The 14,361-nt window shown below is 62.7% G+C and carries 15 protein-coding genes; 11 read left to right on the top strand and 4 right to left on the bottom strand.

Translation table 11 applies throughout. The features are described 5' to 3' along the window. The first annotated feature begins 45 nt into the window (after nt 1–45). The 5 genes from ilvB to SynA1524_RS08720 all read left to right on the top strand — a co-directional run bounded on the left by ilvB (nt 46) and on the right by SynA1524_RS08720 (nt 5,383). Nucleotides 46–1,899, top strand: coding sequence for a biosynthetic-type acetolactate synthase large subunit (gene ilvB, locus SynA1524_RS08740; RefSeq protein WP_186496914.1), 1,854 nt, complete (start codon nt 46–48; stop codon nt 1,897–1,899). Then, entirely contained in the window at nt 1,881–2,249 is a 369-nt protein-coding gene (locus SynA1524_RS08735) for a nuclease (RefSeq protein ID WP_186496907.1), read from the top strand. Before ilvB ends, SynA1524_RS08735 begins: the two co-directional genes overlap by 19 nt. Continuing rightward, complete coding sequence (locus tag SynA1524_RS08730) at nt 2,250–2,471, top strand: GIVxVP protein (RefSeq protein ID WP_186496905.1); 222 nt, start codon at nt 2,250–2,252, stop codon at nt 2,469–2,471. It begins immediately after the preceding gene. A gap of 76 nt (nt 2,472–2,547) precedes the next feature. Next, nucleotides 2,548–3,741 carry a type 1 periplasmic-binding domain-containing protein gene (locus SynA1524_RS08725; protein WP_286188550.1) on the top strand — a complete coding sequence of 398 codons (1,194 nt, stop codon included), beginning with the start codon at nt 2,548–2,550 and terminating at the stop codon, nt 3,739–3,741. Next, complete coding sequence (locus SynA1524_RS08720) at nt 3,725–5,383, top strand: NAD(P)/FAD-dependent oxidoreductase (RefSeq protein ID WP_186499589.1); 1,659 nt, start codon at nt 3,725–3,727, stop codon at nt 5,381–5,383. The genes SynA1524_RS08725 and SynA1524_RS08720 overlap by 17 nt, the downstream gene beginning before the upstream one ends. Here the strand turns inward: SynA1524_RS08720 and pgeF are convergent. The 3 genes from pgeF to SynA1524_RS08705 are packed head-to-tail and all read right to left on the bottom strand — an operon-like array spanning nt 5,347 to nt 8,289. Then, nucleotides 5,347–6,177: a peptidoglycan editing factor PgeF gene (gene pgeF, locus SynA1524_RS08715; protein ID WP_186496901.1), complete on the bottom strand. Its 831-nt coding sequence runs from the start codon at nt 6,175–6,177 to the stop codon at nt 5,347–5,349. The genes SynA1524_RS08720 and pgeF overlap by 37 nt on opposite strands. Before the next feature lie 7 nt (nt 6,178–6,184). After that, entirely contained in the window at nt 6,185–7,066 is an 882-nt protein-coding gene (locus tag SynA1524_RS08710) for a Tab2/Atab2 family RNA-binding protein (RefSeq protein WP_186496892.1), read from the bottom strand. Beyond that, nucleotides 7,063–8,289: a S1 RNA-binding domain-containing protein gene (locus tag SynA1524_RS08705; protein WP_186496890.1), complete on the bottom strand. Its 1,227-nt coding sequence runs from the start codon at nt 8,287–8,289 to the stop codon at nt 7,063–7,065. Before SynA1524_RS08705 ends, SynA1524_RS08710 begins: the two co-directional genes overlap by 4 nt. Before the next feature lie 71 nt (nt 8,290–8,360). Between SynA1524_RS08705 and SynA1524_RS08700 the strand changes: the two genes are divergently transcribed. From SynA1524_RS08700 to folE, 6 genes are all read left to right on the top strand, one after another. Further along, nucleotides 8,361–9,191: a creatininase family protein gene (locus tag SynA1524_RS08700; protein WP_186496888.1), complete on the top strand. Its 831-nt coding sequence runs from the start codon at nt 8,361–8,363 to the stop codon at nt 9,189–9,191. Nucleotides 9,192–9,267: 76 nt separating this feature from the next. Further along, nucleotides 9,268–9,987, top strand: coding sequence for an aldehyde oxygenase (deformylating) (locus SynA1524_RS08695; RefSeq protein WP_186496886.1), 720 nt, complete (start codon nt 9,268–9,270; stop codon nt 9,985–9,987). A 111-nt stretch (nt 9,988–10,098) separates the two neighbouring features. Continuing rightward, nucleotides 10,099–11,139 (top strand): long-chain acyl-[acyl-carrier-protein] reductase, encoded by a 1,041-nt coding sequence (locus SynA1524_RS08690; RefSeq protein ID WP_186496884.1) that lies wholly within the window; start codon nt 10,099–10,101, stop codon nt 11,137–11,139. A 10-nt stretch (nt 11,140–11,149) separates the two neighbouring features. Further along, on the top strand, nt 11,150–12,139 hold the full coding sequence (locus SynA1524_RS08685) for an acetyl-CoA carboxylase carboxyltransferase subunit alpha (protein ID WP_186496883.1): 990 nt from the start codon (nt 11,150–11,152) through the stop codon (nt 12,137–12,139). Nucleotides 12,140–12,163: 24 nt separating this feature from the next. After that, a complete protein-coding gene (locus SynA1524_RS08680; RefSeq protein WP_186496881.1) occupies nt 12,164–12,871 on the top strand; it encodes an SDR family oxidoreductase in 708 nt (235 codons plus the stop codon). 10 nt (nt 12,872–12,881) lie between these two features. Beyond that, a complete protein-coding gene (gene folE, locus SynA1524_RS08675) occupies nt 12,882–13,643 on the top strand; it encodes a GTP cyclohydrolase I (protein WP_186496879.1) in 762 nt (253 codons plus the stop codon). 3 nt (nt 13,644–13,646) lie between these two features. Here folE and SynA1524_RS08670 read toward each other — a convergent pair whose 3' ends face one another. Beyond that, the gene (locus tag SynA1524_RS08670) at nt 13,647–14,336 is read right to left on the bottom strand and encodes a phosphoribosylanthranilate isomerase (RefSeq protein WP_186499588.1); all 690 of its coding nucleotides are present in this window, start codon (nt 14,334–14,336) and stop codon (nt 13,647–13,649) included. Nucleotides 14,337–14,361 lie beyond the last annotated feature (25 nt).

Raw genomic sequence — 14,361 nt, 5'->3', positions numbered from 1 at the left:
GAGCTGCAGGCCCTTAACCTTGTGGGTCATTCCCGACCAGTTGCCGTGACCCTTACTTCCGCCTCAACGGTTGTCGGTGGACTGGATGCCAATGCACCGCAGACCATCAGCGGCGCTGCGGCGTTGATGGATGCGCTGCGGCGCCACGGGGTGGACATGATCTTCGGCTACCCAGGCGGGGCGATCCTGCCGATTTACGACGCTCTGCACATCGCTGAAAGCGAAGGCTGGGTGAGGCACATCCTGGTGCGTCACGAGCAGGCCGGCACCCACGCCGCTGATGCCTATGCCAGGGCCACCGGCAAGGTTGGTGTCTGCTTCGGCACCTCTGGTCCAGGTGCCACCAATCTGGTGACGGGCATCGCCACAGCCCAGATGGATTCCGTGCCGATGGTGGTGATCACCGGGCAGGTTCCGCGCCCGGCCATCGGTACCGATGCCTTTCAGGAAACCGATATTTTCGGCATCACCCTGCCGATCGTGAAGCATTCCTGGGTGGTGCGCGACCCTGCCGACCTGGGTTCGATCGTGGCCCAGGCGTTTCTGATTGCCGCCAGCGGCCGCCCCGGCCCCGTGCTGATCGACATCCCCAAGGATGTGGGGCAGGAACAATTCAACTATGTGCCGGTGGAACCCGGTTCCGTCATCCCTGGCGGTTTCCACCAGCCCGAACCTCCGCTCGATGCTGCGGTGGCAGCGGCACTGGATCTGATCGAGCAGGCCCAACGACCTCTGCTCTACGTGGGTGGCGGCGCGATCTCTGCAGGTGCCCACGACAGCCTCAGGATGCTGGCCGAGCGTTATCAGCTCCCGGTCACCACCACCTTGATGGGCAAAGGTGCCTTTGATGAGAACGATGCTCTCTCGGTGGGCATGCTCGGCATGCATGGCACCGCCTACGCCAACTTCGCCGTCACCGAATGCGACCTGTTGATCGCTGTCGGTGCACGGTTTGATGACCGCGTCACCGGCAAGCTGGACACTTTCGCCCCCCGGGCCCGGGTGGTGCACTTCGAGATCGATCCGGCGGAGATCGGTAAGAACCGCAAGGCTGATGTGGCTGTGCTCGGTGATCTTGGCCTGAGCCTGGCGCGGATGGTGGAGATCAGCCTGCAACGCACGGCGGAACCCCGAACTGCAGCCTGGCTGGAGCGCATCAACACCTGGAAGGATCGTTATCCCCTCACGATTCCGCCAACGGAAGGGGCGATCTACCCCCAGGAGGTGCTGCTGGCGGTGAGGGGTCTGGCCCCCGACGCGATCGTCACCACGGACGTTGGTCAGCATCAGATGTGGGCTGCGCAGTACCTGCGCAACGGACCCAGGGGCTGGATCAGCAGCGCCGGCCTGGGGACGATGGGCTTCGGGATGCCGGCTGCCATGGGGGCCCAGGTGGCCATGCCGGATCGGCAGGTGGTGTGCATCGCCGGTGATGCCAGCATCCTGATGAACATCCAGGAACTCGGAACCCTGGCGGCCTATGGCCTGCCGGTGAAGGTGGTGATCGTCAACAACCACTGGCAGGGCATGGTGCGTCAGTGGCAGGAAAGCTTCTACGACGAGCGGTATTCCGCCTCCGACATGCTCAATGGCATGCCTGATTTCATCGCCCTGGCCCGTTCCTTCGGCGTGGATGGCGTCAAGATCACCGAGCGTGAGTCGCTGCACCGCGACCTCGCCGCAGCCCTGCAATCACCAACCCCGATGATGATTGACGTGCACGTGCGGCGGGGAGAGAACTGCTACCCGATGGTTCCGCCGGGCAAGAGCAATGCACAGATGGTGGGTCTCCCCTCGCACCCGGAGCTGGCGATGGGCACTACCCGCACCTGCAGCTCCTGTGGCGCTATCACTGCCCATGAACATCGCTTCTGTCCGCAGTGCGGCGCCTCCTTGTGATCACCCGCTTGCTGGGGTTGCTGCTGGTGGCCGTCGTTGCGGTTTTACCGGCAGCGGCGGCCGAAGTGCTGCAGGTTCGTACCGCATCACTGTTGCAGGTGGGTGATGGCAACCGCACTTACACGGTTCAGCTGGCCTGCATCGACGTCGAGCCTGCTGGGGAGTCCGCTGCCGTGGATTGGTTGAGGCAGGAGCTGCCCCGCCGCAGACGGGTCAATCTCCGCCCGGTGGGACGCAACGATGGCCAGTTGCTGGCCAGGGTCACCCCCATCGGTGATGAGCAGGATCTCAGCTCCGGTCTGGTGACGGCTGGCCTGGCGGCTGACAGCTGCCCCACGGAGCCAGCCTGAATGGCCGATAACCGCATTGCACGAGGCATCGTTCTGGTGCCCTGCCTCCTGCTTGGAGGTTCTTTTCTGGCCACGGCCGTGTGGGGACAGGGCGCTGCGGCCGATAACCGCGGTCTGGCCACAGCCATCGGTGCTGCGCTGCTTGTTGGTGGCCTGTTATCTCAAGTGCCATCGTCCGACGATCAGGTGACAAAACCGGACGACGGAGACCGTTCTCCCTAGTTTGACGCGGTCGGGTTGACGGTCCCGTTTCATGTCGAGCTCGGCACCGCGTTCCCGGTGCGCCTGGTCCTGTGTTGTGGCTGCGGCCATTGGCTGTCAGGCCATGGTGTCCAGTGCCCTACCGCGGCAGCGTGTTGTGGTGATGCTGCCGTCCACCTCGGCTGACGCCACCCTGCGCGACCGCTTTCTGCAGGGATACACCGTTGGTGAAGCGACGGTGAGGGCCTGCGGTCATCCCGTGCCCCCAGTGCGCTGGATGGCACTGCGGCCTGATCAATCTCCGCTGGAGCAACTGCCGCGTCATCGCGATCAGCATCTCGTGGTGGCGCCACCCTCCGCTGATCTGCGCGCCTTCAATGACCTGTCTGAGCAGTACGGCCTCAGTGTTCTGCTCCCTTATCAGCGCGGTGAGTCGATTGACACCCTCCGAGGTTTGAAGGGGCGTGAGAAGCTCTGGCCACTGGTCCCCTCGATTCAGGAGGACGTCAAGGCCACGGTGGAGGCCACCCTCAAGGCCGGTTGGGACCGGGCCATGGTCGTGGCGGATCCGAGTGCGCTAGAGGCCACCCTGTCAATGGCCTTCGTCGATCACTACAAGGCATCCGGCGGTCTGGTGGAGAGCTACGAACCCACCCCGGTGCAGCAGGTGGATCCAACGGACGGGCAACGACTTGATCGTTTTCGCAAGGACATGAACTGGTCATGGGCCGGCACGGTGGTGGTGGCCGGTCAACCCGACGGGCCTCTGGCCACTCGCCTGCGGCAGGAGCAGCGTGATGGTGCATTCGGTGGCGGCGCACCCTGGACGCCCAACTGGGTGTATCTGTCGGATTCGTCCACGCTGCGGGATCTGCCGCAGGTGCCTTGGCAGCAACTCGGTTTGGAACATCCAGCCCGTGGTGAGGATTGGTTGGCCTTTGCCGAGGCGTTCAATCGCCGCTGGGGGCAGACCCCAGACCTGCTCGCTGCAGCGGGCTACGACACGGCGCGGGTGCTGGCGCTGGTCGAAGCGGCGCCGCTGCCGGTGTCGGATGAGGGTCTCCCGGATCCGATGGGTTGGGTCAGTCCTGATCAGGACGCGGTTGATCTCTGCTCCGCCCTGCGTCATCGACAGCGGGGCGAGGCGCTGCGGCTGAAGGCGGCGGCCAGTGATTTCCGTTTGCGCGGTGGCATGACGCCGTCGGGTCAGGCCGCTGCAGGGCTGCTCATGGCGACGCCATCTGATCCAATGAAGGCAGATGGCAAGCGGGCTGATGCTGCGACTGGCTGAGCTGAAGCTGCCGCTGGATCACACCGAGGAGGAGCTCACGCAGGCTGTACTGCGTCGGTTGAAGATTCCACCGGATCAATTGCTGGAGCAGCGACTGGTCAAGCGCAGCATCGATGCTCGCCGCCGTGATCGCATCCAGCTGATTTACAGCGTTGATGTGCTGGTCCGCCATGAGCAGGCGCTGATGAAGCGCCGCCGGCCCGGCCCCCCGCTGAAACAGGCACCGGACACCCGCTACCGGATGGTGGCGCAGGCGCCGCCTGGCCTGGAGGCGCACCCCGTGGTGGTTGGTGCCGGCCCCTGCGGTTATTTCGCTGCGTTGCTGCTGGCGCAAATGGGGTTTAAGCCCTTGCTGCTGGAGCGTGGGCAGCCGGTGAAGCAGCGGACCCAGCAGACCTTCGCCTTCTGGCGGGGGCAGCAGGCCCTTGATCCGGAATCCAATGCCCAGTTTGGGGAGGGGGGTGCCGGCACCTTTTCCGATGGCAAGCTCTACAGCCAGGTGAGCGATCCTGAGCACTACGGACGCAAGGTGCTTGAGGAGTTGGTGGCTTGCGGTGCCAACGCCGAAATCCTCACGGTGCATCGGCCGCATATCGGCACCTTCAAGTTGGCCACCGTGGTACGTGGTCTGCGTTCGCGCATCGAAGCCTTGGGGGGTGAGGTGCGCTTTGGTTGCCGGGTGGACTGCCTGTTGCTCGAGCCCAGCGGCGGCGAGAAGCCCTTCAGCTTGAAGGCGCTTCTGCTGGCCGATGGTCAGCAACTGCCCTGCCGTCACCTGGTGCTGGCGCCCGGCCATTCGGCCCGGGACTGTTTCGCCATGCTCGATCAGGTGGGGGTGCAATTGGAGCGCAAACCGTTTTCGGTTGGTGTGCGGATCGAGCACCCGCAACCTTTGATTGATCAGGCCCGCTGGGGAGCGATGGCAGGCCATCCGCGGCTTGGCGCGGCGGAATACAAGCTTGTTCATCACGCCAGCAATGGCCGCTGCGTCTACAGCTTCTGCATGTGTCCTGGCGGTTTTGTGGTGGGCGCCACCTCGGAGGAGGGGCGGGTGGTGACCAACGGCATGAGCCAGCACTCCCGCAATGAGCGCAATGCCAACAGCGGCTTGGTGGTGACCCTCGAACCCGAGGATCTGCAGCCCTACGAACGGCATCCGGGTGATCCCCTGGCGGGGATTGCGCTGCAGCGGGATCTGGAGCAGCGGGCCTTCTGCAGTGGGGGGGGAACCTATGCCGCCCCAGCGCAACGTCTGGAGGATTTTCTGGCCGGTTGCCCGTCCACAACGCTGGGCACGATTGCCGCGTCGTATCAGCCCGGCATTACGCCGACAGACCTGGCTCCGGTGCTGCCGCAGCCGATTCTCACCGCCCTGCGCGAAGCACTGCCGCAGTTTGCCCGCCGCCTCCGGGGCTATGGCCATCCCGATGCTGTGCTCACGGCGGTGGAAACCCGGACGTCGTCTCCTGTGCGCATCCCCAGAGATGGCCAGCTTGAGTCGCTCAACACCCGTGGTCTGATTCCAGCCGGTGAAGGAGCGGGCTACGCCGGAGGCATCCTGTCGGCTGGCATTGACGGGATCCGGGCGGCGGAAGCGATGGCCGCTCAGCTGCTGGCGGCTTCGTCCAAGTCAGCGGCCTGACTGACAATGCCGCTCCACTGCACCGCTTTCACCTGATCCCGCCGCCAGGAGTGGAACAGCTCCGGTTCGCTGACGGTGCAGAGCGGGCAGTGGCTGATCTGGGCTGGTGTCAAACCGATGCGCTGCAACTGCAGGGCCGCGGCGCGACGGATGTCCAGCCGATGGCGCTGCGGATCTGAATCCGGCAGCAACGCCCCGGCGTCTTCGAGTGCTGCTTCGGCATCAGCAGGGATGTTGAGCCCCTGGGCGATGGCCGCCACCACCTCAGGGCCCACTTGGTAGTTCGCGCCGCTCACCGCTGGCCCCAGGGCCACCAGAAGATCGTCTCGCCGTGCACCGCGTTGCTCCAGAAGCCGCACGGCCTCCGGAAAGATCCCCGCGGCCACGCCACGCCAGCCGGCATGACAGGCCGCGGCATGGCCGGTGCCGCGATCGGCGATCAGAACCGGCGTGCAGTCGGCACCACAGACCCAGAGGCTCTGGCTGCCGCCATCACTCACCAGGCCATCGGCCTCGGGCCAGGGCTCCTGGCGGGCTTCGCTGGCCTTCAGAACGACTCCACTGTGGATCTGCTGGGGACGATGGACGCTGATGCCAGCACTGATGTAACCGGCCAGTTCGTCGGGGCCTCGGCCCTGCCAGCGGCGCGTGAAGAACCCGTGTTCAAAGCCTGCAGCGTCGAGACGATCGCACTGCAGGTAATAGCCGCCGTAGCAGCCAATCCAGGTCCAGCCCTGCAGGGTGTTGAAGCTGTTGTCCGGTCGATCGAAAGGATCGTGGCCTTCCATCGGCATGGCTGGCCTAGAGGGTGGCGATGTCACGCATCATCCAGAAGCCCGCGAAGGCTTGCTGCTCGGGGCTGGTCTGGATCGCGATGAATTGAAGCCCCTTGCCGCGTTCCTTGGATTGCGCCAGCTCCTCGGCGATGGCCTCGGCCGCCGCTGAATCCAGATCACTCACCAACCAACGGTCGTCCTGCCCTGCTTCGAGCACGAGCTGACGACCCTCCACCAGCAGCCGCACCGGCTCAAGACCCCCCAGCCAGCCGGCCATCGCCAGGGCGCGGCTGTTGCTGAACAGACGCAGCCCCGGCACCGGCTGGTTGCTGTCCAGGCCGGCCGGGAGGGGCAGCAGGCCGCTGAAGCTGGTGGGCCAGTCCGACGCGTCACTCAGAAGATCCGTCGGCAGGGATGCCCAGGACCAGGCATCGCCCTGCACCTCTTCAGGCAGCGGCACAGGCGGGGTGGCGACAGGTGCGGGCGGTGGGGCCAGAGGGCCTGCCATGAAGCCTTCCTCCTGGGGATAGACCTCTTGCTCGCGCTGTTGCAACCACTCCAGCAGCGCATAGGTGCGGCGGCTGGCGATCATTTCCAGATCCAGCTCCGTGGCAGCCCGCTGAACCATCGTTCGCATGGAGCTGCGCCAGCAGCGCAGGCGTCGGGGTGCCGGCCAGCCGGCCTCCATCGCGCATTGCCGGGCTTCGCCGAGGGCAGCCGTTAACCAGAGGGAATTGACCTCCCCCGATGGGCAGCATTTGGAAAAACGGAAGGGGATCTCAGTTGCATCTGCCGCGGGGGTTGCAGTGACCAACAGCTCCCAGCGTTTGCGCCCGTCGGCTTCAAGAATCGGCCTGGAATAGAAATCCAGTTCCCAGTCGGCGCCGACCGTTTGCGTGGCGTTCATCCGGCTTCTTGTTCACGTTGTTTGAGCATGCTCTGGGCGCGGCTGGCGCGATCACTGGCCTCTGCCATCACCTTGTCTTTTTCAATCAGCAATTCGCCGGGGGGACCCTCCAGCAGCGCGGTATTCAATCCGATGCGGCCACGGCCAGGATCAAGCTCCGTGATCAGCGCTTGAACACGGTCGCCCTGATCGAACACCTCGCGGATGGACCGCAGGCTGCCGTTGGTGATGGAGGACTGGTGCAGCAGGCCGCTGATTCCCCCCAGGTCGACGAACAACCCATAGGGCTTCACCGCGGCAACCACACCCTCCACCAACTGGCCAACCTCCAGCTCCTGGAAACGGGCAGCCACCGCAGCACGTTTCTGCGACAACACCAGCTTGCGGGTTTCAGAGTTGACCTCGATGAAGGCCACCCCGAGGGTCTTGCCCACCAGCTCCTGGTGGTTGTCGCCCTCCTGCAGCTGGGATCGGGGAATGAAGCCCCGCAGGCCCTCGAGATCGCAGGTCACACCGCCACGGTTGAACCCGTTGACGATCACCTGCACCACCTTCCCCTGCTTCTCGAGTTCCTTGACCTTGTCCCAGCTCTTGCGCAGTTCGAGGGCCCTGCAGCTGATGGTGACCATGCCATCTGCGTTCTGTTCGCGGGTGACCAGCACCTCGACCTGCAGCCCTTTGGGGAAACGCTCACCCAGGTTGGTGATCACCCCCAGGCCGGCCTCGCTTTTGGGCATGAATCCCGGCGCTTTGCCGCCGATGTCCACATAGATGCCATCACTTTCAAGCCCGATCACGGTGCCTTGCACTACATCTCCCGTGGTGCCCACGGGAGCGTTCTCATCCAGGGCGGCCAGGAAGGCTTCTTCGTCGAAGTCGAAGTCGTCAACGCTGCGGGGTTTGTTGTCGTCTTGGCGGCGGGGTGCATTATCAGGCGATCCCATCAGATCCGCCATGGTCATCCCCTCCATGGCGCCCATGTCGAAGCGATCGTCATCGGCCTCGGCCGCAGCCGCTCGGGGTGGACCCATCAATCCCGCCCGCTCCTCCAGCAGGCGTGCCTTTTCGGCTGCCGCCTCGGCTGCTGCGCGAGCTTCTGCGGCCTCGCGTTGCAGCTGCTCCTGCTCCTTCTTGCGGTTGATCTTCATCACCTGGAGCGGTGGGGTCGCAGCCGCTCGCGGTGCCTTGGGGCGATTGGGCTGCGAACTGCCAGCTGCGGCCATGAACAGGAGGTCGTCGATCGACCATTCTGACAGGGAGGGACAGGTCTGGGAACGATGCAACACGAGTTTCGATGACGGGCCATCGGCGTCGCTTTGACCAGCTCGCCTGGCCTGAGATCCAGGAGAGAGCCCACTGCGATGGATCAACGCTGATCTGGCCATTTGGTGCCTGTGAGCAGCACGGCCCCCATCTCCCCCTTGTCACCGATGCCCTGTTTGCTGAACGGATCGCTGACGCCGTTCTGGCAGAGCTCAATCCTGAACTGCCGATCTGGAGATTGCCGACCCAGGTCATCGGCTTTTCACCGGAACACCAATCGTTTCCAGGCACCCTCAGTTTGTCCTCGGACCTGCTGATCGCCTTGGTCGTGCAACTGGGGGAGCAGCTGGCTGCCATGGGATGGCGTCGCCTGGTGCTGTTCAACGCCCACGGTGGGCAGATCGCCTTGCTGCAGGTCGCGGCCCGGGCGCTGCGGCAACGCTGTCCGGCGATGGCTGTGCTGCCTTGTTTTCTCTGGAGTGGGGTGGAAGGGCTCGCTGATCTGCTGCCTGCAGATGAGTTGGTGAATGGTCTGCACGCCGGTTTGGCGGAGACATCGTTGATGCTGCATCAGGCCCCTGAACTGGTTGGTGATCAGCGCCCGAAAGACGGTTTGCCTGGTTTAGACAGCTGCCCTCTTCCCCCCAGCGGTTGGAGTTTGGAAGGGGCCGCTCCTTCGGCCTGGTTGATGCAGGATCTCAGTCGCAGCGGTGTGATTGGAGACAGCGGTGCTGCTTCAGCTGAGCTTGGACTGGCCTTGGAACAGCACCTGCTGGTGCATTGGACCGCGCGATTCCAGGCGTTGTTGACGAGCGACTGGCCAGCGGTTGAAAAGGCTGCTGACAGGACCTCTGCGTCCTGAACTGAGAACGCTTCTCTCACCAAGATTGGGGGTCCTGGTTATTCTCAGTCGCACTGAAAGTGGTGGACCACGTCCTATGACGACCCTCAACGCACCCGAGGCAGCTGTGGTGGAGGGCCTGGACGCGCTGCCTGATTTCACCACCGAGGCTTACAAGGATGCCTACAGCCGCATCAACGCCATCGTGATCGAGGGCGAGCAGGAAGCCCACGACAATTACATCTCCCTCGGCAGCTTGATTCCTGATCAGGAGGACGAACTGGCGAAGCTGGCGCGGATGGAAATGAAGCACATGAAAGGCTTTACCTCCTGCGGCCGCAACCTGGGAGTCGAGGCGGACATGGTGTTCGCCAAGAAATTTTTCGAGCCCCTGCACGGGAACTTCCAGGCCGCACTGAAGGAGGGCAAGGTGGTGACCTGCCTGCTGATCCAGGCCCTGCTGATCGAAGCCTTTGCGATTTCGGCTTATCACATCTATATCCCTGTAGCCGATCCCTTTGCTCGCAAGATCACAGAGGGTGTGGTGAAGGACGAGTACACCCATCTGAACTACGGCCAGGAATGGCTGAAGGCCAACTTTGAAGCCAGCAAGGATGAGCTGTTCGAGGCCAACAAAGCCAACCTCCCCTTGATTCGCTCAATGCTTGAAGAGGTCGCGTCCGATGCCGCTGTGCTGCATATGGAGAAGGAAGACCTGATCGAAGATTTCCTCATCGCCTATCAGGAGGCTCTCGGGGAGATCGGATTCACCTCCAGAGACATCGCCCGGATGGCTGCTGCAGCCCTTGCGGTCTGAGGTCACTCAGACCTTCGGCCGGTTTGTCCACAGGAACTTGATCAGAATCCTGCCGTGCCGTGGGAGCATGGAGGATCGGGTCGTCATTAGCGGCGTGTTTAGAGCGGGTGCATGTTTGGTCTGATCGGGCATTCAACGAGCTTCGATGCAGCCCGTCGCAAGGCGATGGAACTTGGTTTCGATCACATCGCTGATGGAGATCTCGATGTTTGGTGCAGTGCACCACCGCAGTTGGTGGAACACGTGGAGATCTCCAGTCCCATAGGCACCACGATCAAAGGTGCCTACATCGATTCCTGTTTCGTTCCGGAAATGCTGAGCCGGTTCAAAACGGCGCGGCGCAAGGTTTTGAACGCCATGGAGCTGGCGCAGAAGAAGGGGATCAATATCACCGCTCTCGGCGGCTTCACCTCGATCATTTTTGAGAACTTCAACCTGCTGCAGCACCAGACGGTGCGCAGCACAACGCTGGAGTGGCAGCGTTTCACAACCGGCAACACTCACACCGCCTGGGTGATCTGCTGTCAGGTGGAGAACAACGCACCAACCCTCGGCATCGACCTGAAAACCGCCAAGGTGGCTGTGGTGGGTGCCACTGGAGACATCGGCAGTGCCGTGTGCCGCTGGCTGTCAGCGCGCACCGGTGTTGGAGAACTGTTGCTGGTGGCCCGCCAGCAACAGCCGTTGCTGGACCTTCAGGCGCAGATCGGCGGCGGACGAATCCTCACCCTGGATGAGGCCCTGTCCGAGGCGGATGTGGTGGTGTGGGTGGCGAGCATGCCGCGCACCTTGGAGATCGATCAGGCCAGCTTGCGCAAGCCCTGCCTGATGATCGATGGCGGCTATCCGAAAAACCTCGACACCAAAGTTGCTGGTGGCGGCATTCATGTCCTCAAAGGAGGAATCGTTGAGTTCTGCAAGGACATCGGCTGGACGATGATGCAAATCGCCGAAATGGAGAAGCCACAACGGCAGATGTTTGCCTGCTTCGCTGAGGCCATGCTGCTGGAGTTCGAGCGCTGTCATACGAATTTCAGCTGGGGTCGAAACAACATCACCCTGGAGAAAATGGACTTCATCGGAGCTGCTTCGGTGCGCCATGGTTTTTCCACGCTGAACCTCAACCCCTCTGCCCAGGCCGCCGCCGCCTGATACTAACGCCATGCCTCGCCGCCCCCTACTCGAATTCGAGAAGCCTCTGGTGGAGCTGGAGCAGCAGATCGAACAGATCCGCCAGCTCGCCAGGGATTCCGAGGTGGATGTCAGTCAGCAGCTCCATCAGCTGGAGTCTCTGGCGGCTCGCCGTCGTCAGGAGATTTTCCAGGGGCTAACGCCGGCCCAGAAGATCCAGGTAGCCCGTCACCCCCATCGTCCCAGCACCCTGGATTTCATCCAGATGTTCTGTGACGACTGGATTGAATTGCATGGTGATCGACGCGGCAACGATGATCAGGCCCTGGTGGGCGGTGTTGGGCGTCTGGGTGATCAGCCGGTGCTGTTGATCGGCCATCAGAAGGGACGCGACACCAAGGAGAACGTTGCCCGAAACTTCGGCATGGCCACCCCAGGGGGGTATCGCAAGGCCATGCGTCTGATGGATCATGCTGATCGATTCCGCTTACCGATCCTGAGTTTCATCGACACTCCGGGAGCCTATGCAGGGCTGCAGGCGGAGGAGCAGGGGCAGGGTGAAGCCATCGCCGTCAATCTGCGCGAGATGTTCCGGCTGCGGGTCCCTGTGATCGCCACAGTGATCGGTGAGGGGGGTTCCGGCGGAGCCCTTGGTATCGGAGTGGCCGACCGCTTGCTGATGTTCGAGCACAGCGTTTACACGGTGGCCAGTCCTGAAGCGTGTGCCTCGATCCTCTGGCGGGATGCGGCCAAGGCACCTGATGCGGCCACGGCGCTGCGCATCACCGGTGTCGACCTCTTGGAGCTCGGTGTGGTGGATGAGGTGCTTGAGGAACCGTCCGGCGGGAACAACTGGGCCCCTCTGGAGGCAGGTCAGACCCTGCGGGCTGCACTGGAGCGGCATCTCGCTGAGCTGTTGGCCCTGTCGGAACGTGAGTTAAGAGACAGCCGTTATCGAAAATTCCGTGCAATGGGGCGCTTTGTTGAGGGAAATTCACAGAATCCTGGCAAAATCGATTAATCTGTCACGGTTTGCAAACAGCGCTTGCCAACGGCTCTGATTACGGGTGCAAGTCGTGGCATTGGCCGCCGAACTGCTGAACTGTTAGCCCGCAAGGGTTGGGATCTCAAGCTTGTTGCCCGCAGTGGCGATCAACTCGAGCAATTGGCTGCTGAATTGCGGCCGATGGGTGTTCAGGTGGAGGTCAGCTCCATTGACCTGACCGATCCCCAGGCCATTCAGCCAGCGCTGACAGGCCTTCTGGAGCAGGGTTCTCCTCCTTCGGTGTTGATCAACAACGCAGGTGCTGCTTACACGGGAGATTTGCTGGCCATGCCGTTGGAGCGTTGGCAGTGGTTGATGCAGCTGAATGTCACCAGCGTCATGCAGGTTTGTGCGGCCGTGGTTCCTGCCATGCGCGCAACTGGAGGTTTGGTGATCAACGTCAACAGCCACGCCGCTCGCAATGCCTTCCCGCAATGGGGGGCGTATTGCGTCAGCAAAGCGGCTCTGGCCAGCTTCACCCGTTGCCTGGCGGAAGAGGAGCGAGCCCATGGAATCCGCGCCTGCACCCTCACCCTCGGTGCCGTCAATACCCCCCTGTGGGACGCGGAAACCGTACAGAGCGATTTCGATCGTCGTGCCATGCTCTCCGTCGACAAGGCAGCGGAGGCCTTGGTGAACCTGGCCGAACAACCCGTCAACCAGGTGATCGAAGATTTAACCCTCATGCCGGCTGCCGGCGCCTTCTGAACGAATAGCCATGACCACCACCGTCCCTTTCGTGACCAATGGCGCCAGCAATGGCATCTCCAACGGCAACGGCCAGCCTCGTCTGAGTGCCGAAGTGTCGAGCCGGATCCGCGAGCGGCTTCAGGCCGCAGGCGTGTCGTTCCTTGCTAACGACAACATCGCCGAGTACATCGAACCCGGTGAACTCAGAGCGCTGGAAGTTGAGGTGGCGGACAAAGTCCGCGACCTGCTGCGCACGTTGGTGATCGATATCGACAACGATCACAACACCCATGAAACCGCCGAGCGTGTGGCTCGGATGTATCTCCATGAGGTGTTCAAAGGGCGCTACCACCACCAGCCGAAGGTGGCCAGTTTCCCCAACGTTAAAAAGCTGGATGAGATCTACACCGTTGGCCCGATCACGGTGCGATCGGCTTGCTCCCATCACCTTGTGCCCATCATGGGCAACTGCTGGATCGGCATCAAACCCGGTGCCCGGGTGATCGGACTGTCCAAGTTCACGCGCGTGGCGGACTGGGTCTTCTCACGGCCCCACATCCAGGAAGAGGCGGTAATGATCCTGGCCGATGAGATCGAGAAGCTTTGTGAGCCCCAGGGACTCGGCATCATCATCAAGGCCCAGCACTACTGCATGAAGTGGCGCGGTGTGAAAGAGCCGCAAACCAGCATGGTGAATTCCGTGGTGCGGGGCGACTTCCGCCACGACCCCAGCCTGAAGCAGGAATTCTTCGAACTGGTGCGTCAGCAGGAGGCGCTGCTCAGCAGCTGATCGTCAGGCTTGAACTGCCGAGAGCAGTGCGTTCACCTTCTCGAGGTCCTTCCAGCCGGGACGGACCTCAAGCCGGCTTGAGGCATCGAGGCCATCGGGTGTGACGCGGTCAAGCAATTCCGGGATCCATTCCGCACTGATGCCACCGGCCAACCACCAGGGCAGCGGCAATGTGGTTTCCGCCAGCCAGTCGAGGGGGAGCCGATGGCCCGTGCCCCCCAGCTGATCCGGACTCCAGGCATCGAGCAACAGTTCATCGACTGATTGCACATAGCCCTTCACAGCATGGAGGTCGTCCTGGCTGCGCAATCGCAGGGCCTTCCAGACGGTGATCTCGGGGTGGCGTTGGCGCAACGCCTGGCACTGCGAGGGGGTTTCCTGGCCATGCAACTGAATCACCGTTGGGGTGCCCTCTCCCTGCAGTGATGCATCAAGCATCGCGTTCGATGGGTCCGCCACCACCCAGACCCGTTGGAGCGAAGGGAAGTTCAGCTGCAGTTGGCTGAACAGGGCCCGGCGAGGGCTGTCCTCGAGGTAACGCGGAGTTCCTGCCACGCCGATCACACCGATGGCATCTGCACCCATGGCAGCGATCGCCAGTGCCTGTTCGGTGTCGGTGAGGCCGCAGATCTTCACGGCTGGAGCTGTGGATTGATCGCGCAAGATCCTGCTGGCTGATCTCTTTAGGATCATGCTTGACATGCCCTATTGGGGCAGC

The organism is Synechococcus sp. A15-24, assembly GCF_014280195.1.
GTDB lineage: Bacteria > Cyanobacteriota > Cyanobacteriia > PCC-6307 > Cyanobiaceae > Parasynechococcus.
This window is presented reverse-complemented; position numbering and strand designations above follow the sequence as displayed.

Excerpts from the sequence above, each read along its gene's own strand:
- SynA1524_RS08670 (WP_186499588.1), bottom strand. The coding sequence starts at position 14,336 with ATGATCCTAAAGAGATCAGCCAGCAGGATCTTGCGCGATCAATCCACA.
- SynA1524_RS08700 (WP_186496888.1), top strand. The coding sequence starts at position 8,361 with ATGACGGGCCATCGGCGTCGCTTTGACCAGCTCGCCTGGCCTGAGATC.
- folE (WP_186496879.1), top strand. The coding sequence starts at position 12,882 with ATGACCACCACCGTCCCTTTCGTGACCAATGGCGCCAGCAATGGCATC.
- SynA1524_RS08720 (WP_186499589.1), top strand. The coding sequence starts at position 3,725 with ATGCTGCGACTGGCTGAGCTGAAGCTGCCGCTGGATCACACCGAGGAG.
- SynA1524_RS08695 (WP_186496886.1), top strand. The coding sequence starts at position 9,268 with ATGACGACCCTCAACGCACCCGAGGCAGCTGTGGTGGAGGGCCTGGAC.
- SynA1524_RS08730 (WP_186496905.1), top strand. The coding sequence starts at position 2,250 with ATGGCCGATAACCGCATTGCACGAGGCATCGTTCTGGTGCCCTGCCTC.
- SynA1524_RS08705 (WP_186496890.1), bottom strand. The coding sequence starts at position 8,289 with ATGGCCGCAGCTGGCAGTTCGCAGCCCAATCGCCCCAAGGCACCGCGA.
- SynA1524_RS08710 (WP_186496892.1), bottom strand. The coding sequence starts at position 7,066 with ATGAACGCCACGCAAACGGTCGGCGCCGACTGGGAACTGGATTTCTAT.
- SynA1524_RS08690 (WP_186496884.1), top strand. The coding sequence starts at position 10,099 with ATGTTTGGTCTGATCGGGCATTCAACGAGCTTCGATGCAGCCCGTCGC.
- SynA1524_RS08685 (WP_186496883.1), top strand. The coding sequence starts at position 11,150 with ATGCCTCGCCGCCCCCTACTCGAATTCGAGAAGCCTCTGGTGGAGCTG.
- pgeF (WP_186496901.1), bottom strand. The coding sequence starts at position 6,177 with ATGCCGATGGAAGGCCACGATCCTTTCGATCGACCGGACAACAGCTTC.